This window comes from Vibrio sp. 10N.222.55.C6, from assembly GCF_041473395.1.
Lineage (GTDB): Bacteria > Pseudomonadota > Gammaproteobacteria > Enterobacterales > Vibrionaceae > Vibrio > Vibrio crassostreae_C.
In genome coordinates, this window is sequence record NZ_JBFRSD010000034.1 from 46,223 (window position 1) to 73,185 (window position 26,963).

Genomic DNA, 26,963 nt, shown 5'->3' on the forward strand with positions numbered 1-26,963 from the left:
TACCTAGTGGAGTCAACCTAAAATTGCTGTTACTACAGACAGTTATCTATTGAAAGCACGTTTAATACGTGCTTTTTTTACATCCAAAATTGATGAAAACTTGACCGATGTCCAATATTTAGTCTTATGTGCGTTGTTTTGCTAAAACCGCTAGTAACCAGCATTGTTAGTTATATAATAATACTAATCAAATTAATGCGAGTGTGATTATATGCCTCAGTCTCTATTGCCAAATATTCTTCAGTTCATCGGTCAGATAGACCCTTTCGATAAGATCCCTAAAGAAGCGCTTCGTGACCTCGCTTTTAATGTTCAGATTACCTATCTAGCCAAAGGGGATGTCGTCGATCTATGCGAGTCAGGAAAAGAAAAGTCGCTCTATATCATTCGAACAGGATCTATGGAGCAAAGAAAATCGGACGGTGTGCTTCGTGCACGGTTAGGCAGTGAAGATCTGTTCGGCTTCACGTTCTTAGATTCTGAAGTTAATGATGATAAAGGCTATAGAGCTGTCGCAATTGAAAACACCTTACTTTATGTTATTCCACACTCGGCGCTTCAAACACTTTTCAAAGCTTTTCCAAGTTGTGCTGAGCATTTTGCTTCACAGGCCCAAGTTCGTTTGAAATCGGCACTGGATGTGGTTTGGTCAAACAAAGAGAAAGGCTTGTTCATTCGTAAGGTTGAAGAAGTCGCAAGCGGACAGGTGGCAATTGTTAAGTCTGAGCAAACCATCCAGTCGGTTGCGGTTGAAATGCTTCATCAACGCTCACCGTGTGCCGTGATCTATGAAGGTGAAACCATTGTTGGTTTGATCACCGACCGAGACATGACTAAGCGAGTGATTGCCCACGGCGTGAGTACTGATAGCCTGATCTCAGAGGTAATGACGCACTCTCCACTTACTGTAAAACCGGATGATCTGGTGCTGCATGCGGCCTCTATCATGATGCAATTTAATATCCGTAACTTGCCCGTTGTGAAAGAGAATAAGGTCGTTGGTCTTCTTACTACGTCTCATTTGGTTCAAAACCACCGTGTTCAAGCGATATTCTTGATCGAGAAAATCAAATACGCGGGCAGCGTGAAAACCATGTCTTCGTTCACCTCAGAGCGACAAGCTATTTTTGAAGCGCTGGTGGAAGGTAAAGTGGCGCCTGAAACCGTCGGCAAGGTAATGACCATGATTATGGACGCCTACACCCGTCGATTGATTCAAATAGCGATTGATAAGTTAGGCCCACCACCGTGTGATTTCTCTTGGATCGTAGCCGGATCGCACGCACGTAATGAAGTGCACATGTTGTCGGACCAAGACAGCGCGATTGTTCTTGCTGACGATGCAACCGACAGTGACCGTATTTACTTCAAACACTTATCGATGATGGTGACCAACGGCTTAGCAAGCTGTCACTACCCATTATGTCCAGGTAAATTCATGGCTGCGACGCCAAAATGGTGTCAGCCACTCAGTGTATGGAAGCACTACTACAAGAAGTGGGTGGCTAACCCAGAGTACGAACGCTTGCTTAATATCAGTGTGTTCCTAGAAATTCGTACTATCTACGGCAACAGTGAGTTCGAAGGTATTCTGCGCGATGAGCTGCATAGCAATATTCGCGGTAACCGCGAGTTTTTAAGCACGCTAGTGAAAGACGCGGTCAATACCAACCCGCCACTTGGCATCTTCAATAGCTTAGTGCTAGAGAAGTCAGGTGAGAATAAGAAAACGTTGAACGTGAAGAAGTACGCGATCAACTTGATTATCGACTTAGCGCGTATTTATGGCCTTGCTGTGGAGTGCGATTTGTCGGCGACTGACGAACGTTTCGCTGCTGCCAATGAAAAAGGCATGCTGAGCGACGATGCATTCAAGAACATTCTGGGTGCTTACCAGTTCATTCTCTCTTTCCGTTTTGGCCATCAACTTGAAGCGCTGAAGAACGGGGATGTGCCTGACAACAACATCAACCCAGATAGCTTTGGTAGCTTTGAGCGTAAACACTTGAAAGATGCCTTTAGGATCATTGCTGACCTTCAAGAAGCGGCGAAAATTCGTTTCGGAGCACGTTAATGAAGCTATGTTCAACTAATAAATGTTTAAAACGAATGCTAAACTATTTTCACCCGCTTGAACGAATTAAACGCAAGCGTAAGCAATATTTGGGTACGGTTAAGCTGCCAGAAGCGTTACATGATCTGGTAGAACAGCCTTGTCCTGAAATGACGGATTTGGCCAAAGACAGCGACTATATCGTGTTGGATCTCGAAACCACAGGCTTAGACAGCGAACAAGATCTTATCTTGTCTATGGGATGGGTCGATGTGGTGAAAGGACGAATCGATTTGGCTTCTGCCAAGCATATCTACCTGAACAATGATTCTCAGATTAACGCTGAAACTGCGGTGATTAACCACATCACACCACAGATGCTGGAAGAGGGCGCATCTATTCATGATGCGATGCTCGCTTTCTTCGAAGCAGCGAAAGGCAAGATTATCGTCGCGCACGCGTGTGTAGTCGAAGAGAAGTTCATTAGCCAATACCTTCTTCGCTGCTACGGTTTAAGAGCGATTCCTCTGCTTTGGCTTGATACCTTGTGTATTGAGAAAAGCATGGAGAAAGCGATCAGCAATCATGAAGAAGTCGATTTAACCTTGGCAGGGACTCGCGAAAGGTACGGGCTTCCTGAGTACAACAGCCACAATGCATTAGCCGATGCCGTTTCGACAGCGGAATTGTTTTTGGCTCAGCAGAAGCGAGTTGTGCCTAACGATAATGTGACCGTTGCCTTTCTCTATCGGATTAGTCACTAGGAAAAAGAGCTGCAAGTGCGCGGCTCTTATTTTACTGATTTTAAAGGAAAAAAAGCCAGCGATTAAGCTGGCTTTTGTTTAGGTCTTAGAAAATTAGGACAGTAATTATCTTAGATTATTCATGTAGCTATCGATTAGAAGCTGTAAGTAATACCTACACGGCTACGTAGTTGACGGCTTGAGTCACACACCGTATCACTTGTACATTGAACGTTGCCAAATTCTACGTATGGGCGCCAGCTCCAATCTGCTTCTTTGTAGCCGATCTTCATGTTGTAGTCCCACTCGTACTCGCCGTTGTTACCCATTTTCCATTCGTCATTAAAGAAATCTTCTTTGTAGTTTGCTTCAAAGCCAAACTGCCAAGCGTTCCAGTTGTAATCGATATTACCCGTAATTTTACCGGCATTTAATGAGTCGTGTTGCTTACCATCAAGGCCTGTTGAAGTTTTACCTGATGCATAATTGCGGAACTCATGGCGGTAACGAAGTTTCGTTGTTACACCTGAATCAAATTTGTATTGAACACGTACTTGCGGTTTGTAAGTTACCGCTTCATCACCGAAAGTAATCGGCATTGAAGTTGTTACACGCCAGTTGTTATCGAATTTGAAGTGGTAGCCGTATTCAAATTCGTTATCACCACGTTGAAGTTCGCTTAGGTTACCCTTGTGCTTCATTTCTACGCCGTAGTAATGATTACCTGTGCTACCACCAATTTTCACTCGACCAGCCCATTCTTCCGAATCGTGCTTGTACTCTTCACGAAAATCTAGTGATGCCGCAGACACGCTGCCTGCAAAAAGAGTTGCTAATACTGCAAGCGTTACTTTATTCGTTTTTATCATTTTATTGTTTCCACTGTATCTAAATAAAAAATGGTTAATAAAGGACCAACGTTGAGCCCTTTGTTGTATTGGGATTAAAGTTTTGGGTAAAGTCGTTCTACGTCGCGCTGAGCCCATATTTCCGCTAAGTTCTTTTTCATTGTGAACTTGCTAAAGTCTGTCTAAGTTGCCAGTTTCACCATTCAGGGTTTTCCCTAGCAACGCCGGCTTTTAGGTAAAGCGGAGTTATACGCTCAATGCGATGACGTTTGTTTTCGTGTGTAGGGTTACTCTTTCTTTTGAATTAAAATACTACAAATATGCTAGCGATTAGAATGGTGAGGTTCTGTGAATTAGATCGTGTTGTCATGATAAAACCACTATTTACAAAGGGTTACAAAGTTAGGGTTTGAATTAAGCCTTTGTTTTTTAATGGTTATTTTTCAGGTTATGTTAATTTTCTGAGTTTTGTCTATCAATAAATGTGCGCTACAGCAAAAAATTGAATCTTTAGTTGTCATTTTTATTTGTAATACATTATTATTTACTAACTTTATGTGGCAACTCATATCGTCAGTACGTTAAACAGGTGCACATGCATCTGTATGGTTTTAGGTAGTGATTCTGTCGGTTAGTTTTAAGTGACTACCGACGTGAATGGATGAACTTATGGTTCATAGCTGCATTGGGATGATGGTTTTAAGGCTAAGGCTTTGTTTAAAAGCGAAGATAGTTTAAAAGCGAAGATAGTCTAAAAGCGAAGATAGTCTAAAAGTTAACATACCTAAAAGTACGATGTATTTGCCGTGAGGGGATAAAAAGCCTCAATCAAAAAAGGTTTGAAGTGTAGTAGGCAAGGCAGTTACACAGCCTGCTATAGAGATCGGAGTTAGAACGATTGGATATAGTCGCTCTAAACTGATGAAAAAGAAGAAATCGTTGAAGTGCTTGTAAGAGCATTTTGATTATTGCTCCCAACTATTCTAATTATAACTTCTGCTTTCCTTTAGAAAGGTAGGAGATGGTAGTCGAAGATCTACCTTTGCGCTCATGTTGATACAGGCAACATGAGCGTTTTTTTATTTGAAATTTGAGTAGAGAGTCGTGTGCGGCTCAATAAGCGTGTAAACCGCGGCTTAAGAATAGGCTTTTAGGTTGATGACAACACGCTCAAGTGAGTCTGTTACAGCATCAAAGCCACGAACATTCACGCTTAATCACATGAATGTTCGTTTCCCTTCTCTTCTCTTCTCTTGTCTCTTAGTTGCAGACGTGTAGCTGCAAACTTTAACAGCAGGCGTTTAGTTATATCAAAGAGCTCCGTGAGAGCTGTTCTTGAGGCTTAGCTTTCTGTAGGCATCCACACCTGTTTAGAGGTGACTTTGTGATCTTTAAAGGTCAGTTCTTCCACTTTGTCACCGTTAGTATTCCAGCGAGTAAGTTTTCCGTTCGCGACTTCACCTTCATCAAACTTCGCTTGGCTGGCCTTATTACCGTTCGGGTAGTAGTCCGTTACCAATCCATCTTTTTGTCCGTCGCTGTATTCAGCTGTCAAGCTTTGTTCCCCATTGGGATACCAGCGAGAGGCGGTGCCTGATAGTTCATTGTCTTTATAATTGAGTTCTGCTTTTTTCTGTCCGTTTGGATACCAGGTTTCAGCTTTGCCTTGCAGTTCACCTTTTACGTAATTCACTTTAGAAGCGACTTGGCCATTCGGATACCAGTTAGTTTCTAGCCCAAGTTCTAAGCCATCGGCAAACTGAGCTTGGGTCGCGACTTGGCCGTTATCGAACTTCTCTTCAAATTGACCAGTGAAAGGTTTTGAATGGTTTACTTGGTAAGCCACGCCTTTACGCATCTGTAAGTAGTCAACAGCATCTTCACGCGGTGTTGCTGCATAGCTCATAGAAGATACCGTACTAAGAGCAATTAAGATTGGAACGTATTTCTTCATAATGACACCTTTTTATTGGACGGGGAAAGTGTAACGGGTGTGTTAAAAGCATTTCACTTCCGTGTATCCCTGTCAGTATCTAATAGTGGTTTTCAAGTTTTCATTATTGGCTGCCTAATATAGGGAACTTTTAAAAGCAAATTATCGATCTTATTTGTACTACAAATATATTGGTTTAATTCATTTTTATAAATTATATCTAACGATATTTTTGCTGCTCTTCTTTAAGCTTTGATCGTCAAGAATAATAGTTTTTAACGATTAATCTTCGATTTTTAGAGACTTTGTTCATATTTTTCGGGGTTTTGGTCGAAATTTAGTGCGGATAACTGCACTGACTTGAGGAATTGCGCTCCTAGGTGGTGCAACTTTGAACTCGATCACTTGTATGATTAATTGGGTGTCAGACTGTAAGATCATTGTCACGCATTTGGATTATTGTAGTACAAATATACTTGCCATTTATTTATAGTGACCTCAACAAAAAAACATAAATAAAAGGTCTAACGATGGAACTCAATACCCTGATAGTTGGCATCTACTTCCTATTCTTAATTGCGATAGGGTGGATGTTTCGAACGTTTACAAGTACGACAAGTGATTACTTCCGTGGGGGAGGTAATATGCTGTGGTGGATGGTAGGTGCAACCGCATTTATGACCCAGTTCAGTGCTTGGACATTTACTGGTGCAGCAGGTAAAGCCTTTACCGATGGCTTTGCCGTAGCGATTATCTTCATCGCGAACGCATTCGGTTACCTAATGAACTACCTTTACTTCGCTCCGAAGTTCCGTCAACTGCGTGTTGTGACGGTAATTGAAGCGATTCGTATGCGTTTTGGTAAGGTGAATGAGCAAGTATTTACTTGGTCTGGTATGCCAAACAGCGTTATCTCTGCAGGTATTTGGTTGAATGGTCTAGCAATCATCGCATCGGGTATCTTCGGCTTTGATATGACAACGACGATTGTCCTAACGGGTCTGGTTGTACTAGTAATGTCAGTAACAGGCGGCTCTTGGGCGGTAATCGCATCTGACTTTATGCAGATGGTTATCATCATGGCGGTAACGGTGACGTGTGCTGTGGTTGCGATTTACCACGGTGGCGGCGTTACGCAGATCGTTAACGACTTCCCAACAGATTCATTCATTACGGGTGATAACCTGAACTACATGAGCATCTTCAGCATCTGGGCTGTGTTCATCTTCTTAAAGCAGTTCAGCATCACCAACAACATGCTTAACTCTTACCGCTACCTTGCTGCGAAAGATTCAAATAACGCACGTAAAGCAGCTCTACTTGCTTGTGTACTAATGACGCTTGGTCCAATCATCTGGTTCATGCCTTCTTGGTTCATGGCAGGTCAAGGTGTTGATTTAGCAGCAGCTTACCCAGAAGCTGGCAGCAAAGCCGCTGACTTCGCTTACCTTTACTTCGTTCAAGAATACATGCCTGCAGGTATGGTTGGCCTTCTGATTGCCGCTATGTTCGCAGCAACAATGTCTTCAATGGACTCAGGTCTAAACCGTAACTCAGGTATCTTCGTTAAGAACTTCTACGAGCCGATTCTTCGTCCTAAAGCGACAGAGAAAGAGCTAATGGTTGTTTCTAAACTAACGTCTACCTTCTTCGGTATCGCGATCATCTTGGTTGCTCTGTTCATCAACTCTCTTAAAGGTCTGAGCCTTTTCGACACCATGATGTACGTGGGCGCATTGATCGGCTTCCCAATGACAATTCCAGCATTCTGTGGCTTCTTCATCCGTAAAACACCGGATTGGGCAGGTTGGGGCACGCTAGTTGTAGGTGGTGTGGTTTCTTACTTCGTTGGTTTCGTTATCACTGCGGACATGATTCAAAACTGGTTCGGTCTAAATGAACTAACTGGCCGTGAGTGGGCTGACCTGAAAGTGGCTATCGGCCTTATCGGTCACATCATATTTACTGCTGGCTTCTTTGTTCTTTCAACACTGTTCTACAAGCCTCTTGCTGAGCACCGTGAGAAAGACGTAGACAAGTTCTTCAACAACCTAGCGACGCCACTAGTTGCTGAAAGTAATGAACAGAAGAAACTGGATAACAAGCAACGTCGTATGTTGGGTTCACTTATCGCGGTAGCGGGTGTGGGCGTAATGACTATGTTCGTACTGCCAAACCCAATGTGGGGACGCATGGTATTCGTTCTGTGTGGCTTGATTGTGTTCTCTGTTGGTCTGTTACTTGTTAAAGCAGTCGATGACAAAGTCGAGCAACAAGACGAAGTGACTCCAGCCGAAGGCTAATTTAATACGCATCCTAAATAACATCACGGCCACCTGAACGGGTGGTCGTCATTTTTATAATCCAAACTTTAATGTGAGATGTACGATGAACAAAAAACTATTATCGGTAAGCATTATTAGCGCGTTCGCACTCGCTTTTGCAACAGGCTGTACAACACAAGAAAAAACAGCACCCGTAGTCAGTGTCGCTGAACAAGCTACGCCTGCTGTTAGCGAAATTGACCGTAGTTACCTATTGAGCAGTGACCGCTTAACAGAGGTAGATGGCGACACTTTAGCCGTTGCTTCGGAAGAGCAAGTGGCTGCGCTTAAAGCACAATTTGAAAACCTAAAAGATGGCGACGAACTGGTGATCCCTGCCGGTAAATACGCGAACTTAGGTCAAGTGACGATCACGGCGAATGACATCACTATCAAGGCCGAGCAAGCAGGTTCTGCGTGGATCACTGGTTTGATTCAGTTTGAACTGAAAGGTGATGACATCACGCTTGATGGCTTGGTATTTACTGAGGGCGGTCCTAACGAACGCTTTGGCGCAGTTCGTATGATGGGTAATGGCAATACGCTTCAAAACTCAACATTCTACTACTTCAACCACGATTACACGTACGAGCCAGACGAGCGTCGTTCTGAGTATCCAAAGTATCTTTGGGTTTCTCTATGGGGTAAAGACGGCAAAGTCATCAACAACCGTTTCGAAGGTAAGCAAAAACGCGGCACTTTGATCGGTGTACAAAAAGATGACACAGCCGACAACCACCTGATCGCAAATAATATCTTCATGGATCAAAAGCCTAACCAATTCAATGAATTCGATATCAAAGAAGCGATTCGTTACAACGGCAACAGCTGGGAAGCGATCCGTATTGGTGATTCTAAAGCTTCACAGTGGGATTCAAGTTCTAAGTTCGTGAACAACCTGATGATCGATATGGATGGTGAGCGTGAGCTTATCTCGATTAAGTCGGGCGACAACACGATCTCAGGTAATACTATTTTCCAAAGCACCGCGCTTATTTCACTGCGTCACGGAAAAGGCAACACGGTTGAGAACAACATGATTCTTGGCAATGGAAAGCGCCTAACCGGCGGCGTCCGTATCTACGATGAAGATCATGTGATTCGCAATAACTACATTGCAAACACTCGAGGCCGCGATGGTTTGATCGAAGGCAACGCTGACCTACGTGGCGGCATTGTTATTAACACAGGTATTATCGACGTAGCGAATGGTGAGCAGCTAGATCAATCGGTGAAAGGCAAAGAGCTGAACAAGCAGTGGACACCGAAAAACATCACCATCGAGAATAACTCTCTAGTCGACACTGAGTGGGGCATTGTTTACGGCAACCAAAGCCACCGTGTAAGTTTGTTTGACAACGCAGAAGTGGAAGGCATTTATGCGGGCGTTGATGTGGCGTTCAAACACAACGTGGTTGATAACTCGCAATCTCCTGAGTTTGTAAGTGTGCGTGCAACGCAAGATTACCCATTAGTCGGCGCAACCTACACAGACGAAACTTACGTAGGTCAAGTAACGGATTCTGGGTTGATTGAAAGCTATTCGGTTGAACTGCCAAAAATGACGGTTGAGAACGGTATCAACGCTTATCAAGGCGAAGGTGCAGACGTGTCTAAACTTGCGGTCGTGACGGCTGAAACAGCGGGTCCGGACTACGTGCTTGAGAATACGACTAAGTAAGTTATTGGCTATGGGTCATTACTTAATGGCTAATGCTTAATGGTTTGAGCTATCAAATCAATTCACGATAGCTGTCTTGACCATTAACACTTAAAAAGCCTCAACAGATAATGTCTGTTGAGGCTTTATCGATCTTAGGTTGTGACTATCTCGATCTTACGTCGTGACTACTGTGATTTATACTTATGCAGCAGATCCCAAGGGATATGACATAAGTGGTGATCTTCAGGGAAGTGACTTAAGTGATGCTGGTGGATGTCGTCGCTGGCAACATAATTGGTCAACGGCAACACCTCAACAGCGATACGGTCGGCATCATCTCTTGAAGAAATATAGTGCTTAGCTTCGGTTAAGTGTTCTGCATTAGTGCTGTATACACCTGTGCGGTATTTCTCTCCGACATCGACACCTTGTTTATTCAAGCTGTAAGGGTCGATAATCTCAAACAAGTGTTCCATCAAAATCGTGACTGACGTGATGTTTGGATCAAATTCAATTTGTACGCACTCCGCGTAGCCATTGTAATCGCTTTGTGTGCCGTCGCTTTGTGTCGTTTTGTTCTCTGTTGGCTGGGCGCTTCCATTAGCACGGCCTGCTTCTGTGCTGATAACACCAGGAACGTATTTAATAAATTCTTGTACACCCCACAAGCAGCCGCCAGCTAAATAAATTTGTTCCATACTTCTCTTTGAGCTCTCTGTGTTTGTTGATGTTCGTTAGGTACCCGAATCAATACGATGATACCCGTACGTATAAAAAAGCGTCTATAAAAATGAGCGCGCAAATAAAAACAAGCGTTTAGGCATTGTAAACCTGTGCGACTGAACAAACATAAGTTTAATATGATTTGTGATTATATAAGTCAGTATTGCTTTGTCATCAACTCGAATCTCAACATCAAGTGAGCGTTACTCTAAACATGTTTGATCAAATAAAAGACTTCATTAATCCGAGCAAGAACCCAGACTTGACTCAGGCTCATGAATATCAGCGCAAGCATCTTCCTACATTGTGGCTGTTGGGCAAAACGGGGGCGGGCAAGTCATCGTTTATTCAAGCGGTCACGGGCGACTCTTCTGTAGAAGTGGGCAATGGTTTTACGCCTTGTACCATGACGGCGATGTCGTATGAGTTTCCGCAAGACAAACCCGTGATGAGGTTTCTTGATACCAGAGGACTCAGCGAAGCGAATTACGATGCGAAAGAGGATTTGGAAGAGATTGGTCAGGCAGGTAATGCGTTAGTCGTTGTAATGAAAGCCGACGAACCTGAACAATCCGCTGTGCTTACGGCTCTAAAACAGATTAAGAAACAGAAGAAGATTAAACACTTGTTGCTGGTTCATACGGCGGTGTTGTCTTCCAGTGAACCAGATCGAGCAAGGCAAATTCAGTTCAACACCAACCAAGTAGAGAAGGCTTGGGGTAAAGAGTTTGAATCGGTAGCGGTCGATTTCGAAACGGATGACAACGCTATGTCTAACAGCGAAGCGGTTTACAACTATGACATCTTGTTAGAAAAGCTGAGCAGTATTCTTCCGGTGATAGGAATGATGGTGCAAGACAAAGAACATTCCACGCAAGAAGAAGCCAACTTTGATCAAGTAGAAAACGAAGTGCTTTGGTATGCAGGAAGTGCCGCAGCGAGTGACCTGATTCCGGGTGTTGGTTTGGTGTCGGTACCTGCGATTCAAGCCAAAATGCTTCACAGCTTGGCCAATCAATATGGGGTCGAATGGAATAAGAGAGTCTTTAGTGAGTTGATAGGCACTCTGGGAAGCAGCTTTGCTTTGCAATACGGAATGAAGCTGGGCACTCGACAGTTGATAAAGCTGATTCCAGTTTATGGTCAAACGGTAGGTGCGGTGGCTGCAGCGGCAATGAGTTTCGGCACCTCTTATGGTTTAGGTCGCGCGGCTTGTTTTTACTTCTATCATAAGAACAAAGGTGAAGAAGTGTCTGAACAAGAGATGCAGAAGATCTACAAAGAATCTCTGAAAAAAGGAAAGGCGGCGTCGGGTTATGAAGAAAATTAGAAACCTATTTCGATTACTGGCGGTGCTATCGAGCGGACGCTGGGGCATTGCCCTGATTTCGGCGATCTTCCCAAGCATTATCATGATGGGTTTTGGTGTCTTCTTGGCGATCAAATACGGTTATCTACTCGAAATGTCGATTGCCATTGCCGTGAGTACCTTGGTGTTCACCATTCCTTTATTCATTTCTAGCCGTTCTTCAAGCCGCTCTTCAAATAAAGAGTCTTTCTCGAATAAAGAGAGTGGCGGCCTTGGCGAGGATACTGCTGAAGCTGAATCACAGCATAAAAAAGCTGATATCAACGATGCATTGGTTAAGGCTTCGGCTGATTGGTCTCAAAAAGAACTGTCGATCTGGAATGATTCAAAACACCATGTACGCCAACAATTAATGGTCGACATAGAGTGGGGTAACCTAGACCAAACCGGTTTAGAGGTACTTGAATTTGTTGCGAAAAAGTTTGATAAGAAATCACTCGATTTTTCGATTCCTGAAGGGCTAAAGCTGTTCGAAGAGGTCAGCCGACGCTACAAATTGGTAGTGCGAGAGCATATCCCCGGCATTGAGTATCTCAAGGTTTCTTACATCAAAGCGGGCTACGAAGCCTACGATAAATACGGTGAGCTAGGACAGAAGATCTTCAAAGCGGCTATTTGGGGTAACCACCTTAAAAACTTGTATTTGAATCCACTCAAGGTGATTTCTGATTTAGGACGAGAACAAGCGACAGCAACGATGACAAGGGGTGTGGTTGATGACATGCAATACGCCGCCAAACAAGCCTTGTTAGATGAAGTTGCGGCGGTGGCGATTGACCTCTACAGCGGACGTTTCAGCATTGAAGATGAGGCACTTAAAGTGTCTGATGTTTCTGAACTCGACGAACAACGCTTTGCTCCAGAGCTAGAGCCTGTGCGAATCGTGCTGGTGGGACAAACCAGTTCGGGTAAATCTTCACTTATCAATGCACTCAAGCAAGAGTTGGTTGCAGAAGTGGATGTGCTGCCATCAACCGACACTTCAACGGTGTATAACGCGTTTGTCGACGACAATGATGTTCGCGTTGTTGATCTTCAGGGGCTTGATGGCAATCCTAAAACCGAAGCCTTAATGCTGAAAGAGATGACCCAAGCGGATGTGGTGCTATGGGTGCTTAAAGCCAATCAGTCTGCACGTGATTTGGATAAGCAATTGAAAGATAGATTTGATGCTTTCTATGACGATCCTAAGAACATCTCACGCAAGAAACCGATTGTGGTGTCGGTTGTGAATCAGGTAGACAGATTAAAGCCTGTAGACGATTGGCAGCCACCGTATGACTTAGAGAATCCAACATCGGCCAAAGCGAAGATCATTGCTCAAGCGCTCGAATACAATCATATATTGCTGCAAACCGATATCGTGTTACCGCTGGCGATTGCGCCAGAAAAGGTACAGTTTGGTTTAGATACTTTAAGGCAGACGTTGATAGAGCGTATCGCTGATGCAAATAACGTTCAGAGAAACCGCCAACGTTTAGAAGCCATGAAAAGAGGCTCGTCGGTTAAAGGCCAACTGAATAAAGCAGTCAAAGTGGGTAAGAAGGTGGCACCCAGCGTATTGAAAGCGGCGACACCAAAACTGGCTGAAATGGCCATCAAGCAAGCCGTGAAGAAAAAGTAATCCACGACTGCGGCTGCAAAACGGTTCTGATGAGGCTGAGACTCATCAGAACTGAGTTTTTAGATCGTGAGAGCTTATCTTTTTTGTTAAGGCTGGGGCTTTAGTGCTTAGCTTTTCTAGATCGGCGAGTTTTAGAGCTTGGCTTTTTAAGCTCAGTAGCTCTCTAGAAGATGGATTCCTAGAAGATAGCTTTTTAGAAAACAGCTATATTAGCCCCTTATTAGAGGAAGAATTGAGTTTAAAAGAGACTCGATATTATTAAGTAACTCGCTGAACTAGTTTAATAGTATATAAACTGCTGTGATTCACAGTTTATATAACACGCTATCGTATTTAATTATCATTCTAAATGTTGATCACATTTATACTTTTCTAAGCTGTATTTATAAAACAATTGTACTATATTTAAATTTCGGATCATCTTGATTTCAACGTAGGGATATATTGTGAACATGTATCTGAAATGGCAATCAACAACATGGCTAACCTTGTTAGCTTGGTATACCTTAGATCACCAGCTCTCGTTCCGCCTTTCTTCAGAGTAGTACCCTCTAGGCGTCACGCGCCAGCAAAGCAGCGAGCTTTGTTTACCTATCAGCAGCTTTGATAACCTTTGAACGTATGAATGTCGCACTTATTATTCCGTGTAGGGTATTCGTTTTTTGTCGTTCTCGCTAATTATCTTAGCCTCTGTTTAGGTTTGATTAATAAGTCATTATTTAATTTGTTTATTTTCACTGTTAATTTTCTGTGTATCTTTATACGGAACTATTAATTTAATAGTGAGGACTCGTGACATCTAAAGAAAATACATTTCGACCTGAACGGAATGTATTGAAAGGTATTATTATGGAAAACTTCAAACATCTACCAGAACCGTTTCGTATTCGTGTTGTAGAGCCAGTAAAAAGAACAACTCGCGCCTATCGTGAACAAGCCATTGTCGACGCGGGCATGAACCCATTTTTGCTCGACAGTGATGATGTGTTTATCGACTTACTGACAGACAGCGGAACAGGATCTATCACTCAGCGTATGCAAGCCGCGATGTTAATGGGTGATGAAGCTTACAGTGGTAGCCGCAGTTACTACGCATTGTCGAATGCGGTTAAGGATATCTTCGGTTACGAGTTGACGATTCCAACACACCAAGGACGCGGTGCAGAGCAGATCTACATTCCGGTTCTTATTAAGAAGCGTGAAATGGAGAAAGGGCTCGATCGCAGCAAAATGGTCGCCTTGTCGAACTACTTCTTCGATACAACACAAGGCCACACCCAAGTGAATTGCTGTGTGGCGAAAAACGTTTATACCAAAGAAGCGTTTGATACCTCGGTGAACGCGGACTTCAAAGGCAACTTCGATGTGGTGAAGCTGGAAGAAGCGATCTTAGAAGCAGGCGCGGCTAATGTTCCTTACATTGTGAGTACCATTACTTGTAACTCTGCTGGTGGGCAGCCAGTGTCTATCGCCAATCTAAAAGCCGTGTATCAAGTTGCTCAGAAGTACGACATCCCTGTGATCATGGATTCGGCACGCTACGCTGAAAATGCCTACTTCATTCAACAACGAGAAGTGGGTTATCAAGATTGGACAATCGAACAGATCACGCGTGAGTCATACAAATACGCGGATGGCTTAGCCATGTCTGCCAAGAAAGATGCCATGGTACAAATGGGCGGCTTGTTGTGCTTTAAAGACGATACTTTCATGGATGTGTACACAGAGTGTCGAACCTTATGTGTGGTGCAAGAAGGCTTCCCAACCTATGGTGGCTTAGAAGGCGGCGCAATGGAGCGTCTTGCGGTTGGCCTTTATGACGGTATGCGCCAAGATTGGTTAGAGTATCGTATTGGTCAGGTTCAGTATCTCGTTGATGGCTTAGAAGCGATGGGTATCGTGTGCCAACAAGCAGGCGGTCATGCTGCGTTTGTGGATGCGGGTAAACTGCTTCCTCATATTCCAGCAGGTCAGTTCCCAGCACATGCTTTGGCGTGTGAACTCTATAAAGTCGCGGGTATCAGAGCGGTTGAGATTGGCTCATTGCTGCAAGGTCGTGACCCAGCAACAGGTGAACAACACCCATGTCCTGCTGAGTTGTTACGCCTTACCATTCCTCGCGCGACCTACACACAAACACACATGGACTTCATCATCGAAGCATTCGAAAAAGTGAAAGAGAATGCAGGACAAGTGAAAGGGCTCGATTTTACCTACGAGCCGCCGGTGTTAAGACACTTCACTGCGCGCTTGAAAGAGGTTGAAACCGTTGAAAAACAGACAGAAAAAAAGAATGAACAAACGCTCGAAGAAGCATTTTAAAATAAAAACATAAGCGAATAGTCACTAGAACCCTAATCAAAGGCTCCCTCGGGAGCCTTTTCTTTTTTGGATGGTAGAGGAGTTAGGCAGTTAAGCCTTTAAGTAGTTAACCCGTTAAAAGCTGAACTACGCTTGTTTGTTTTTCAGGGTAGATTTCAACATTTGGAATAACCACTGATTCAAAGGTGCGTCTTTTTGCGAGCGGCGGCAGCTCATCACATAGCTCACATCTATGGTTCATGTTCGATTGTTAAAGTTACCCCAACAAAAACACAGATACCAAACGAACAAAGAATTAGAAATACAATGAGGTGATGTATGAACAAGTTAATCGCACTTGGATTGATGGCTTTATCTATGAACACGGCTTTCGCGGCTGACGGTACTTATGCGAGTACTCTCGATATGACGAGAAGCGAAGGTAATCAAGTAAAGGCTGAGCGTGTTGAATCTGAGCCAGTGCTTGAAGGAAGAAATGACGCCGCTAATGGCGGAATAAAATTCCACAAGAGCGTCGATCAAGACCAAACGATCCAGCTTACAGGTCGTCGTGATTAACGTTAAAACGTGCTTACCATTGTCATGAGAAATGCTGCGCCCTTGGGTGCAGCATTTTTGTGTTGGGATTTGGGTTATTTTATAAAATCCAGCGTTCTAGCCTTGGCATGTTGTGTAACGTGTGGCATTTTGTTCTCCTCTAACTTAAGAACGCGACTCGGTGTTGGTTAAGCATGACAAACGAGCAAGCGAACGATTCGAAAAGGGATAGGAATGACTCGAAAAGAAACGGGAATGATTCGTCACATTTTACTGATTAAGTTTAAAGAAAACGCTGAGGCTTCAGAGGTTCAAAAACTAAAGATGTTGTTCGAAGCGATGCCAAACAAAGTTGAAGGGGTCACTTCAGTCGAGTGGGGGCTAAATGACAGCCCTGAAAACAAGAATCAAGGTTATACCCACTCAGTGTTAATGACATTCGCCGATGAACAAGGCCGTCAGAATTACCTTCCGCACCCAGAGCATGATGCGCTGAAAGATGTGTTTCGTCCGTTGCTAGACGACATTATCGTGTTTGATTACTCCCTGTAATTAGGTTCTGAGTAGGCCTCTTGTGTTTTACTTAGCTTCAATAATGAAGGGTTAGGGCCTAGCAATTAAGCCCTAACTCAATAAGAAACGACTTACTCTGTTGGCGAAATAGTGACTGGTGCAAACGATGCGACAGCATTCCCGCCTGCGCCCCAGCGGTAGCGAGGCCAGAAGATAACTGTCTGATTGGGGTAGTACGTCTGTTTGTCGTAGTCCAGATAAGGCATCTCAACGAGGTCTATCTGTGGTTCTAAACGACCTTTATGTCATCTACTGTTTACGCTCATTTTTATTCCGTTAACCTGCCAATAGGCAGTAAAGTTAACGCAAAGCGTGAATAAGAATGGCATTACTTTTAAATAATGCCGTTGTGCCACGGTTAAGCTCTAGTCAATTTGATAGCCACTTCTGATTCCAGTTCACTTAATGGTCGAGGTTTACTGAAGTAATAACCTTGCAGCAGATCTATCCCCAGTCCGTTTAGGCGTTGGTTATGATCAGCAGTTTCCACCCCTTCAGCTACAACACGATAGCCCAAGCTTTTACCCATCATGATCATAGTGTTGACGAAGTCTAAGTTGGTCTGCCCTTGAGTTATGTCAGAGATAAATGAACGGTCGATCTTTACTTCACTTAGTGGAAGTTGCTTTAGTAGAGATAGAGAAGAGAATCCCGTGCCAAAATCGTCAAGAGAGATAGAAATTCCTACATCGTGTAGTTCTTTAAGTGAGTTTATGCATAACTCGTAATCGACAATTGCTGCTGACTCGGTTATCTCAATACAGAATAACGTCAAAGGAAGCTGGTATTGGCGAATAGTTCGAATGATTTCTTGAGCGAAGTGAGGCTGTATCAGCTGTTTTGCACTGATATTAATGGAAATATGGCTCATGGTTTGTAGCCATTCAGATCCTTCAACATCCTTACAAACTCGATGAATGATACATTCACCAAGCTTGCTGATTAGGCCAGCTGATTCAGCAACCTCGATAAACTGGTCAGGAGGGACATCCCCCAATGTTGGAGATTCCCATCTTGCTAGTGCTTCAACAGCAGTAATCTTTTCATCTTGCCCACAATATTGAGGTTGGTAGTGCACCTTTATTTCTTGTTGAGCGATGGCACGACTGAGTTGGTGCTCTATTTCGATTATGTTTTCCGTCTCTTTTGCCATTGACCTTTGAAAGTTGAGATAGCTTTGTCCTCCCAGCTTTTTAGCTTGATACATGGCAATGTCGGCCTGCTTAATTAATTCTTCGGCACTTACGCCATCATAAGGATACATAGCGATGCCTAGGCTTCCTTGGCTGATAATCTCAATATCATCAAGGATCAATGGGTTTTGAACGGCATTTAAAATCTGCGTGGCGAGTGCGTTGATGTCTGCTTCGGAACTGACATTACACAAAAACAAGAATTCGTCACCTCCCAAACGTGCGACAAGGTGTTCACTTGATAGCACGTTCTGAATATGTTTGGTCACGTGGCAAAGAAGTGCATCACCGACGTGATGACCAAAAGAGTCGTTGATAATCTTAAAACGGTTAAGATCCATCAACATGACCGCGCGTTTTTGGTTAGGTCGATTCACAATGTGTTGCGCGATGCTTTCCATTATTTTCCGGCGATTAGCGATGCCAGTAAGCGCATCATAATACGCCATATGTTGAATCTTTTCCGCATCTTCTCGCTCTTGAGTTACATCCGTCATTGAGCCAATGAAGCGCACAGCCTGCCCTTCTGCATTATGAACCGCTGAGCCATTGGCATGAACCCAGATATATCCGCGATGTTGCGTCTTCATCCTGAATTCACATTTGAACGGTACTTCTTCGTTTAAGTGGTTATGAATGGCGGACTCGAGAAGTTCTAAGTCTTCTGAGTGTATATATTGGAACAGATGGTCACATCCTAACTTACGATCAGAAAAGGTATCTTGACAGCCAATCATTTTGGTTAACCGACTGTTCCAGACAAGAGTATTGGTTAGTAAGTCCCAATCCCAGATACCATCGTTTGAGCTGTTAGATACTACTTTGAGCTGTTGCAACAACTGTTGGGAGTTCTTCTGACGATTGTTACTTGTATTGATAAGCTCGTCGCGCTCGATGAACAGTGCGAGCATATCTAAATAATTGTTGAATACCGATTGTGTACCGATATCTTGGTGATCTTGCAATGAATCAACAACAGCGACGAGCTTCCAGTGATCTTCTTGCCCTGAGTTGATAGGAAGAATGGAAGCAACGAAATGATCATAGCGTTCGAAAAATGGGAAATTGCGAATATCGTCTTGAATATCTGTTTGTTGCGGTAGGGTAGTTGGCTGAGTCATGCCTTTTTCTACCCATTTCCTAATAGTGTATTGCTCCGAATTACACTCAGCGAGACAGGCCCAGTCAAGATTGTTTCCGTAAAGGCTTTGAGCATCTCTAATTGAGTCAAAACCTCCTTGTGCTTGTGAATAGAAATTTTCGAATATCTCAGCGGGAGAACGCCCTTGCACATTTAAGAGGATTTGGCGAGTTGAGTTGATATCTTCTTTATGTTCGAGATCTGGGTTTGTGTTACCGCAAGACTGATGAACGATGAGCTTTTGCGGGACACTATTATTGGCATTATTAAAAGGCTTCCCAGAAATACGTTCCAACACGCGGTGAAATACTTGCGTCGCTAGAAGCTCAAGCTGTTGGTCTACTGTTGTTAACTTGGGATTGAATTGTTGACCGACGAAAATATTATCAATGCCTACGATGGCGACATCGTCAGGTACCGAGATATTGCTGTGAGACAGTTGCTCCATCATACCTACAGCATTGTGGTCAGTTGCGCAGATAACCGCAGTGCATTTGGATTTACGCTGTATAAATTCTATTGCGGCTTCTCGTCCCCCAGATAGAGAACAATTCGACACGCGGAAGAAATGGCGTTGGTTGAATGAGCCTTTATGATCAATCACCGTGCGTTGATACGCTTTGAAGCGAGACCTGATATCATTAACAGTGAGATCGCCACAAAAGCCGATTTCTTCGTGTCCTTGACTTTGTAACCATTCATAGAGCTTAGTGACACCATCGCTTTGCACACTATAATACTGCTCAACGGGCAGCGGCGCATAGCTTGCTCCAATAGAAATGACTGGAATGTTTGCGTTTATAGCTTCTTCGATCAACTTTACTGTCGCTGCATGGAGAACGACCACAAGGGCATCGAGATGATTAAAATATATAGGAAGTTTAAAATCTCTTCGCTCACCCGAGCGGATGAAGATCAGATTGACTTTATGGTTTTTCGCAAGCCTTCTAAGGGTTGCATTTAGCTCGCCCATGTAGAAGCCACTGAGCATAGGCAGCACAATGCCAACGGTAGGACGTTTTTTAGATGTAACAATAGTCATGTTATTAGCCGGTCGAAAGTTGTGTTGTGTAGAACTGTTTTCGGGGGAGAATAGGTATCTTTTTATTATTTCTTCCATGCTCTACTAAGCGAGCTTGAAAATAAACTTACGGCAAAAGGAAATGCAAAACCACGCACAATCCGAGTAAGTCTAACTCATATATTTGAGAGGTTACTCAGAAGCGGTCCTCAATTTATGGACATGACTTAAGCGACTGATCTGTTCTGACAGTACCTAGAATAACCGGAACGGATTATGACTAGAAACGCAGAAACCACTCTCCTGAATTTAATTGCAACAATAAATGACATACAAACGTAGAGGTAGCGCACAAAATCGAAAAAGGGGATATCGCGATTACGTAATCATTGATCTAGCCGATAGTGAGATAGTGATAAGAGGTCGATAATTCGTTGTCGGATCTAAATTAGAACTTTAAATCTAATTTCTAAGTAGTTGTTATCTCAGGAAGAGTTTTTGTGCTATGCGCCCCTATATTAAATACATTATCCCTATTTTAATTCCTTTCATTATCCTCGTAATGCCGCTATCAGCGTTTCCATTTGAAGGCCTTACGATTATTCAACAACGCGTTATCGCGATCTTTTTATTAGCGGCATTGTGCTGGGTGTTCGAGCCCATCCCGATCTACGCGACGTCTGTTGTTATTATCGTTCTGCAATTGTTGATGTTGTCAGATAAAGGGCTGATCTTTTTAAGGTTTGAGCATGGGCAGGAACATTTTGGTGAGCTGTTAAAATACAGCGATATCATGGCGACATTCGCTAGCCCAATCATCATGCTGTTTTTGGGTGGTTTCTTCTTAGCAATGGCCGCCACTAAATATCGATTAGACGTAAACTTAGCTCGCGTGTTGTTGAAGCCATTTGGACAAGACCCAAAGTTTGTGATGCTCGGCTTAATGTTGATCACTGGTATCTTTTCGATGTTTATGTCTAACACGGCAACAACGGCAATGATGCTCTCTATTTTAACGCCGGTACTGGCTGTGTTTGGTCCGAAAGACCCCGGTCGTGTAGCGTTTGCGCTTTGTATCCCGGTTGCCGCTAACATCGGTGGCATTGGTACTCCGATCGGTACCCCTCCGAACGCTATCGCACTTAAATATTTAGTTGGCGATAACCTCATTACGTTCGGTGAATGGATGGCATTTGGTGTGCCGTTTGTTGTGATTATGATGGCGTTAGCGTGGTTTTTAATAGGCTTTATGTACAAAGCTGACCAAAAGAAAATCGAGCTAAGCATCAAAGGTAAATTCCTTAAAACGCCTAAAGCCATTGCGGTGTACGTCACTTTTGCGCTGACCATCATTCTTTGGTTAATGGGCTCAAGCCATGGCATGAACTCTTATACCGTCGCTCTGATTCCTGTCGCTGTGTTCTCACTCACAGGGATCATTAATAAAGAAGACCTGAAAAAAATTTCTTGGGACGTACTGTGGCTTGTATCAGGTGGTATTGCGCTTGGTTTAGCGCTCGATAAAACTGGCTTAGCAAAGCTCGTGGTACACAGTATTCCGTTTGATAGCTACTCACCCTATGTGGTGTTGTTCGGAGCGGCGTTCTTGTGTTTGGTAATGGCAAACTTTATGTCTCATACCGCAACGGCTAACTTGTTAATGCCAATTATGGCTGCGTTAGGTTCGTCTATGGCTTCACTCACGCCACTAGGCGGTGAATTAACGTTAATTCTAGTTGTGACTTTTGCCGCTTCATTAGGTATGTCGCTGCCAATCAGTACACCACCGAATGCGTTGGCTCATGCCACTGGTCATGTGCAAAGTAATCAAATGGCCAGAATCGGTATTATTTTGGGTGTGGTTGGTGTGCTATTGAGCTTTGTTATGGTGTGGCTGCTACATTCAATTGGTCACATAGGGTAACGATACGTGTATCAACAAAAGTTAGAAGCACTTATCGAGCGCTATTTTAACCAAACAGAACGTCGGGTGACGTGCTGTGCCGGTAACACCATTATTGAACAATCAGCGTTAAACACTCGTTTATATTATGTGTTTAGTGGAGAACTGGAAGGGTTTTATACCGATGCGAATACACCGCAAGTGCGAGTATTTAGCGCGGGTAGTGGGGCTTTTATAGGCGTTCATAGCTTCTTTTCAGGTAATTGGACAGCATCTTCAACGGTTGTTGCTAAAACCGATGTTGAGTTAGCGTGGATCGATAAAGACACGCCTGCAGAAGATGAAGGTAAATTTGGTCCTCTTACCGCACAGTTCACACCTGTGATTGTCAATGAGTTGTCGCGTCGTCAACGCCGTGCAACACAAGAAGCGATAGCGAAACAAAAAGCGCTAGAGAAGTTACATACTGCTGAGCAAATGACGACCTTGGGTCAATTGGCTGCAGGGATTGCTCATGAGCTTAACAACGCTATTGGTGTCGTAAATAGTAAATCTGGTCGACTTGAAACGGTCATCATGGATCTGCTTGAAGAAGTGCATCCAGAAGCCAGTCAATTTTTCGATTTTGGGTTAATGCATGGTCAGAAAACGTCGTCGTCAGAAGCACGAACACGTGGGCGACAATTTGAAAGAAAATATGGTTTAGACAAAAACATTGCTCGCTCTCTTGCAAAGGCGATTCCAATTGATGCTTTATCTGCAACAGACGTTATTTCAAAGCATTGGCTGAAAAAACCAGAAGAAGCGATTCGTTTTTGGCAGATGGGCTGTGATTTACATGATTTGCGTTTGGCATCTAGACACACCGTCGGCATCGTAAAATCGGTTAAACAACTTGGCAGAGTTGATATCGACACCGAAGAAGCGGTTGATATTAACGACTCCATTAACCATGCCTTATCGTTGCTACAAAGTGAGTTACGTAGAGTGTCTGTGCGATTGAGCCCTGCGGATTTACCGTCTTTTAAAGGCTCGAAAACAGAGCTCGTTCAGATTTGGGTCAACATTATAAAGAATGCTTGTGATGCAATGTCGAATTCAGACGATGCCGCAATAGAGATTCAAACCAGATTAAGTAAGAAAAGGATATTAGTTACGATCGCGAATAACGGCCCTGAGATAGACGAGGCGACTCGTAGAAAGGTATTTCAGCCCAACTTCACCACTAAAAAAGGTGGTTTATCGTTTGGATTGGGCTTGGGTTTATCAGTAGTTAAGCGGATTGTGGCAGGTTATGGCGGAAGTATTATTGTGAAAAGTGATGCTTCTAAAACGGTATTTAGAATCAAGTTACCAATAGAGGGTGAACATGGAGAAGCTTAATTTAATCTGTGTCGATGACCAGAGAGAAGTACTGAGCGCAGTGATACAAGATTTAGAGCCGCTGGCGAGTTGGCTGAATATTGAAGATTGTGAATCAGCGCAAGAAGTGCTTGATCTCATTGATGAACTTGACGCAGAAGGCGAACACATTACCGTCATCGTGTCTGATCATGTGATGCCAGGGAAAACGGGTGTGGAGTTACTCACTGAAGTGTCCCATGACAGTCGCTTTCCGAATACCAAGAAAATTCTTCTTACGGGGCAGGCCACTCATACTGATACCATCAATGCGATTAATGCAGCAGGCATCGACCGTTACTTTGAAAAGCCTTGGCAAGCAAGCACATTGGTTGAGTGCATTCGTACTCTTGTCACTGAGTACATATTTGATCAAGGGCTTGATTACACGGACTATCAGAATGAGCTCGACCAGCAGGTTGTGTTCAGACGCTTGCGTTAGCCTCTTATGTTAGCGACTTACATTATTCACTAGTGTAAGTCGCTTGAAATTCTATGCACCGAAGGACGCTTTCTGAAGGGTTTTTCTTTGAAAGATGTAATCTTTCGCTGCTTATTTTACCTACCTCTTTTAGTCGTTCAGGTTTTGGTACTCAGTTATTAACACACTGGTTGCTGGCTTTAGTCTAAAACTCATACGCTACGCCAACGCCAACGCCAACGGATGCATTGTGTTTTCTTCAGGAACGATTCCCTGAACATACAGCAGAGCTAAAATGTGTCGCAGAGTTCCCGTGTCGTTTGTTAGAAAAGTAAGTCGAAATTATTCAAAAGTGATTCTTAACGCGTGGGACGTGGAGTTCTAAGCCAAATCGGTACTTACAACGTAAAGGACTAGGCTTTTGACGGCTTACTGCGTAATAATGCATTCGCCCACAAGTGGGGGTTTATAGTCAGTAGGATTTTAAAATGAGTGAGATTGCTCGCTTTATATCTGGTGAAGCGCCGGACAAATTTGGTCGAAATATAGAACAGTTATTGGCTTACAATCATTTTTGGTTGGAGCATGACCATAAGTACATTCAAGTGTTCTTCCCAATAGATGAGGGGACTAAGTTTAATCAACATGCCCCGTTGGTTACTCAAGAAGATAAGGTGCTTTTTGCTAATTCAGAAGCGCTCCGCACAGCTCATCTACAAGTGCTTGACCTGATGCTTGAGTTTTGGGGTATGCAGCGAAACGGGAGTGAAATATCTTCATCGTTACCACTTAGCCCGGCTAATCACGTATGGTTAAAGAATCATGACCATAACCAGCTAAGGTTAACGCGAGCCATTCGCAGTTTGTACTTGTTGGGTAATGAAGAGGTTGCGGCTCGGTTATGTGACTTTTTAGTATCAGCGGCGACCGAGACAGGGTTGGTGTCGGATAAAACCGTTCAGTATTGGCGCAATGCCTTGGAAGGTTAGGGTTTTTCTGTGCAGAGCTTCCGGCACTGCTCATAATTGATTCTCAATGCGCGGTATTTTGTACGATGCCGCTTTCTCTATATTCAACATTTGAATGCAATTTGTGGAATATATCAAAGTTAATTAAACTGATGGTAAGTTATTACTTTTCATTATGTTAGGGTTCTTTTCTTAAGGTCAGCGGATTAGGAAGAGGCTAATGAAAAAGGGATTTGTGATAGCGATATCAATCGGCTTTGTTGTCTTCTTCCTTGTTGGTCGTGAGCTTCAGTGGTTCGGGTCCAGTAATTCCGAGTCGTTTCCTAAACTTCCGGATAGTCCCCAATTTGTTCCTTCTATCGATTTCGACGGTGAGTGGCTAGGCCGCCGTATTAACACCACTGGCAATAATATGTGTGAACGCACAACCATCACCGGAACTATTCGTGAGGGTAAGGCTACTCTAAGGCTTACCTACAATGGAACACCGTTAGAGGGTTGGGTGACGGAAAACGGCGACTTACGTTTATATGCTAAACATCACCAATGGGATTATCGTTTTTCCGCACGTGGCAGTGGCAGTAGATTTGACGGCCGATGGCACTTAACCAATGGGCCGTGCCAAGGAAGTTGGTTTCTAGAAAAGGTCGATGGCAAGTAGGGTTGTTACTACAAGACGCCGTTTAAAATTAACCAGCACAAGGTTCTTTTAGGAGAGATAAGTGATCAGATTAATCGCCGTGTTCATTGTGGCTTTCGGGCTAGGTGCATATGCGAGCTTACATGTTTTGACAGACTATGTTGTGAGCATTGAAGACAGTCATAAAGCTGCGGTGCGGCAAGGTTTTGAAACCTATAAATATGCAAATACAAAAGACCTTGCCCCATTAATTAAAACATCGAACTTGTTAGCTCGTTATAGTGCTTGTGAATTAGAGGGAGATGAAGGCGATGCGATTGCATTAGCCCTGTCTATTAACGCTATTTCCTTTGGGATGTTATCGAAGCAAGCGTCTGACCTCGATCAAGACACCTTTAGGACTGGTTTGATGATGTACGGAAAACTCAAAGACAACGAAAAAGCGTCTGGTCAGTTAACTGAAATACTTACTACGTACTGTAAAGATAGTCTTCGCTATCTATACGACTGTGAAAAACTTTCTAATTTGTTAGGCGAAGAATGGGATACACAATGGAAGGAAGTGAAATCAGTATGTACCTAAAAATGATTCAACATATACGGCATTTTGCTATGCCGTATTCAGATGTGATTTGAAAACAAAGGACACAATATGGAAGTAAGGTTGGTCAAAGGTTCAGAGCCTAAGTTCGCTGAATCGATCACCAAAACGAATATGGCGAGTTACTATCAAGCTCGTGGAATCGCTTGGGGTCATAGCCAGTTTTTACGCAGCTGGGATGAGCTGGATAACTATGAAATTTATGTGGGGGATCGCCGTATTGGTGTTGTTCGCTTCAGTTACGCTAGTGGTACAACGTTTCTTAGGGACTTGCAGATATTAGCTGACTGTCAAGGTCAAGGTTTTGGCTCTAAGTGTCTCGATTTGGCTATTGAACATGCGAACAATCAAGCATCGGCTCAGTTAGTGTTGCGCGTGTTCAGTGAGAACCCCGCCATTAAGCTTTATCAATCAAAAGGTTTTACTCAGTTGTCTGAAGTGAAAGGGCTCGTTGAAATGGAGCTGCCTTTAGGGTCATCATTGAGAGGGTGTCATGGATAACCGTATCCAACTAAATTTTGTTAAGTACTTATTTTCAGAGTTGCTGTTTATTGTTATTGCATTAGGTCTTGCCTATTGGATATTAGATGGTGATCGTTCATCGCTGCTAACCATAGGGCTGATAATTTGTGTTCCTCCATTAATAAAAATTCTAATGTTGTGGTGGAAGCTTCGCGATAGCTCGTTTGAAATCACGAACGGTCATGTACGTTTAAATGGCGTTGCTTGTGATGTGACTTTACAGCGTAGCTTTCTTCCGTTTGAAATTGGCTCATTCATCAAGCTTTCATACACGAAAGGTGCAATGCAGAAACACAATATTTACCTTTCTAAAGGCGCAATGAGCAAAGAAGAATGGAGCCGTATGTTAGCGTGTCGAACTAGGTCGCCATAAAGAAGCGACATCGCTGTTACTTGAGCTTTTAGTTTCCACGACGAATAGCGATGCGATTAAAGAGTAC

The 26,963-nt window shown here is 43.5% G+C and carries 21 protein-coding genes and 2 pseudogenes; 17 read left to right on the forward strand and 6 right to left on the reverse strand.

Annotation, left to right across the window (positions count from 1 at the left end; all coding sequences use genetic code 11):
* Positions 1 to 211: 211 nt before the first annotated feature.
* Positions 212 to 2,074: a DUF294 nucleotidyltransferase-like domain-containing protein gene (locus AB4486_RS18195; protein ID WP_372058034.1), complete on the forward strand. Its 1,863-nt coding sequence runs from the start codon at positions 212 to 214 to the stop codon at positions 2,072 to 2,074.
* Positions 2,074 to 2,817: a 3'-5' exonuclease gene (locus AB4486_RS18200; protein WP_102394492.1), complete on the forward strand. Its 744-nt coding sequence runs from the start codon at positions 2,074 to 2,076 to the stop codon at positions 2,815 to 2,817. Before AB4486_RS18195 ends, AB4486_RS18200 begins: the two co-directional genes overlap by 1 nt.
* 134 nt (positions 2,818 to 2,951) lie before the next feature.
* Here AB4486_RS18200 and AB4486_RS18205 read toward each other — a convergent pair whose 3' ends face one another.
* Together AB4486_RS18205 and AB4486_RS18210 are read right to left on the reverse strand one after the other, a co-directional pair.
* Positions 2,952 to 3,665 (reverse strand): oligogalacturonate-specific porin KdgM family protein, encoded by a 714-nt coding sequence (locus tag AB4486_RS18205; protein WP_010438391.1) that lies wholly within the window; start codon positions 3,663 to 3,665, stop codon positions 2,952 to 2,954.
* A 1,321-nt stretch (positions 3,666 to 4,986) separates the two neighbouring features.
* Positions 4,987 to 5,598 (reverse strand): toxin-antitoxin system YwqK family antitoxin, encoded by a 612-nt coding sequence (locus tag AB4486_RS18210; RefSeq protein ID WP_017061462.1) that lies wholly within the window; start codon positions 5,596 to 5,598, stop codon positions 4,987 to 4,989.
* Positions 5,599 to 6,107: 509 nt separating this feature from the next.
* Between AB4486_RS18210 and AB4486_RS18215 the strand changes: the two genes are divergently transcribed.
* Complete coding sequence (locus AB4486_RS18215; protein WP_017061461.1) at positions 6,108 to 7,880, forward strand: sodium:solute symporter family transporter; 1,773 nt, start codon at positions 6,108 to 6,110, stop codon at positions 7,878 to 7,880.
* Between the two features lie 85 nt (positions 7,881 to 7,965).
* Complete coding sequence (locus AB4486_RS18220) at positions 7,966 to 9,582, forward strand: polysaccharide lyase 6 family protein (RefSeq protein WP_372118031.1); 1,617 nt, start codon at positions 7,966 to 7,968, stop codon at positions 9,580 to 9,582.
* Positions 9,583 to 9,749: 167 nt separating this feature from the next.
* Here the strand turns inward: AB4486_RS18220 and AB4486_RS18225 are convergent, their stop codons facing one another.
* On the reverse strand, positions 9,750 to 10,262 hold the full coding sequence (locus tag AB4486_RS18225; RefSeq protein WP_017063632.1) for a peptide-methionine (S)-S-oxide reductase: 513 nt from the start codon (positions 10,260 to 10,262) through the stop codon (positions 9,750 to 9,752).
* Between the two features lie 239 nt (positions 10,263 to 10,501).
* Between AB4486_RS18225 and AB4486_RS18230 the strand changes: the two genes are divergently transcribed.
* The 3 genes from AB4486_RS18230 to tnaA all read left to right on the forward strand — a co-directional run bounded on the left by AB4486_RS18230 (position 10,502) and on the right by tnaA (position 15,602).
* Complete coding sequence (locus AB4486_RS18230) at positions 10,502 to 11,617, forward strand: YcjF family protein (RefSeq protein WP_372118034.1); 1,116 nt, start codon at positions 10,502 to 10,504, stop codon at positions 11,615 to 11,617.
* Positions 11,604 to 13,280, forward strand: coding sequence for a GTPase family protein (locus AB4486_RS18235; protein WP_372118036.1), 1,677 nt, complete (start codon positions 11,604 to 11,606; stop codon positions 13,278 to 13,280). Before AB4486_RS18230 ends, AB4486_RS18235 begins: the two co-directional genes overlap by 14 nt.
* Positions 13,281 to 14,129: 849 nt before the next feature.
* A complete protein-coding gene (tnaA, locus tag AB4486_RS18240; RefSeq protein WP_372118038.1) occupies positions 14,130 to 15,602 on the forward strand; it encodes a tryptophanase in 1,473 nt (490 codons plus the stop codon).
* Positions 15,603 to 15,728: 126 nt separating this feature from the next.
* Here the strand turns inward: tnaA and AB4486_RS18245 are convergent.
* Positions 15,729 to 15,839, reverse strand: a pseudogene (locus AB4486_RS18245) (LysR family transcriptional regulator); the annotation flags it as partial.
* 81 nt (positions 15,840 to 15,920) lie between these two features.
* Between AB4486_RS18245 and AB4486_RS18250 the strand changes: the two are divergent.
* Both AB4486_RS18250 and AB4486_RS18255 read left to right on the forward strand, forming a co-directional pair.
* Complete coding sequence (locus AB4486_RS18250; RefSeq protein ID WP_017101685.1) at positions 15,921 to 16,160, forward strand: hypothetical protein; 240 nt, start codon at positions 15,921 to 15,923, stop codon at positions 16,158 to 16,160.
* A gap of 213 nt (positions 16,161 to 16,373) precedes the next feature.
* Positions 16,374 to 16,691 carry a Dabb family protein gene (locus AB4486_RS18255; RefSeq protein ID WP_372112135.1) on the forward strand — a complete coding sequence of 106 codons (318 nt, stop codon included), beginning with the start codon at positions 16,374 to 16,376 and terminating at the stop codon, positions 16,689 to 16,691.
* A 146-nt stretch (positions 16,692 to 16,837) separates the two neighbouring features.
* Here AB4486_RS18255 and AB4486_RS18260 read toward each other — a convergent pair.
* Together AB4486_RS18260 and AB4486_RS18265 are read right to left on the reverse strand one after the other, a co-directional pair.
* A pseudogene (locus tag AB4486_RS18260) lies at positions 16,838 to 16,948 on the reverse strand (DUF3103 family protein); the annotation flags it as partial.
* Positions 16,949 to 17,070: 122 nt separating this feature from the next.
* Positions 17,071 to 20,088 carry an EAL domain-containing protein gene (locus AB4486_RS18265; RefSeq protein WP_372118142.1) on the reverse strand — a complete coding sequence of 1,006 codons (3,018 nt, stop codon included), beginning with the start codon at positions 20,086 to 20,088 and terminating at the stop codon, positions 17,071 to 17,073.
* A gap of 484 nt (positions 20,089 to 20,572) precedes the next feature.
* Here AB4486_RS18265 and AB4486_RS18270 point away from each other — a divergent pair, with 484 nt between their 5' ends.
* From AB4486_RS18270 to AB4486_RS18305, 8 genes are all read left to right on the forward strand, one after another.
* Positions 20,573 to 21,991: a DASS family sodium-coupled anion symporter gene (locus tag AB4486_RS18270; protein WP_372118042.1), complete on the forward strand. Its 1,419-nt coding sequence runs from the start codon at positions 20,573 to 20,575 to the stop codon at positions 21,989 to 21,991.
* Positions 21,992 to 21,997: 6 nt separating this feature from the next.
* A complete protein-coding gene (locus AB4486_RS18275; RefSeq protein ID WP_372118045.1) occupies positions 21,998 to 23,353 on the forward strand; it encodes an ATP-binding protein in 1,356 nt (451 codons plus the stop codon).
* Positions 23,340 to 23,813: a response regulator gene (locus AB4486_RS18280; protein ID WP_086713531.1), complete on the forward strand. Its 474-nt coding sequence runs from the start codon at positions 23,340 to 23,342 to the stop codon at positions 23,811 to 23,813. Before AB4486_RS18275 ends, AB4486_RS18280 begins: the two co-directional genes overlap by 14 nt.
* A 467-nt stretch (positions 23,814 to 24,280) precedes the next feature.
* On the forward strand, positions 24,281 to 24,781 hold the full coding sequence (locus AB4486_RS18285; RefSeq protein ID WP_017062405.1) for an opioid growth factor receptor-related protein: 501 nt from the start codon (positions 24,281 to 24,283) through the stop codon (positions 24,779 to 24,781).
* Between the two features lie 199 nt (positions 24,782 to 24,980).
* Positions 24,981 to 25,421, forward strand: a complete 441-nt coding sequence (locus tag AB4486_RS18290; RefSeq protein ID WP_372118047.1) for a hypothetical protein — start codon at positions 24,981 to 24,983, stop codon at positions 25,419 to 25,421.
* Between the two features lie 61 nt (positions 25,422 to 25,482).
* Positions 25,483 to 25,983 (forward strand): hypothetical protein, encoded by a 501-nt coding sequence (locus AB4486_RS18295; protein ID WP_372118050.1) that lies wholly within the window; start codon positions 25,483 to 25,485, stop codon positions 25,981 to 25,983.
* 69 nt (positions 25,984 to 26,052) lie between these two features.
* Positions 26,053 to 26,502, forward strand: a complete 450-nt coding sequence (locus AB4486_RS18300; RefSeq protein WP_017064208.1) for an N-acetyltransferase — start codon at positions 26,053 to 26,055, stop codon at positions 26,500 to 26,502.
* A complete protein-coding gene (locus tag AB4486_RS18305; protein WP_017070653.1) occupies positions 26,495 to 26,896 on the forward strand; it encodes a hypothetical protein in 402 nt (133 codons plus the stop codon). The genes AB4486_RS18300 and AB4486_RS18305 overlap by 8 nt, the downstream gene beginning before the upstream one ends.
* The last annotated feature ends 67 nt before the right edge of the window (positions 26,897 to 26,963 follow it).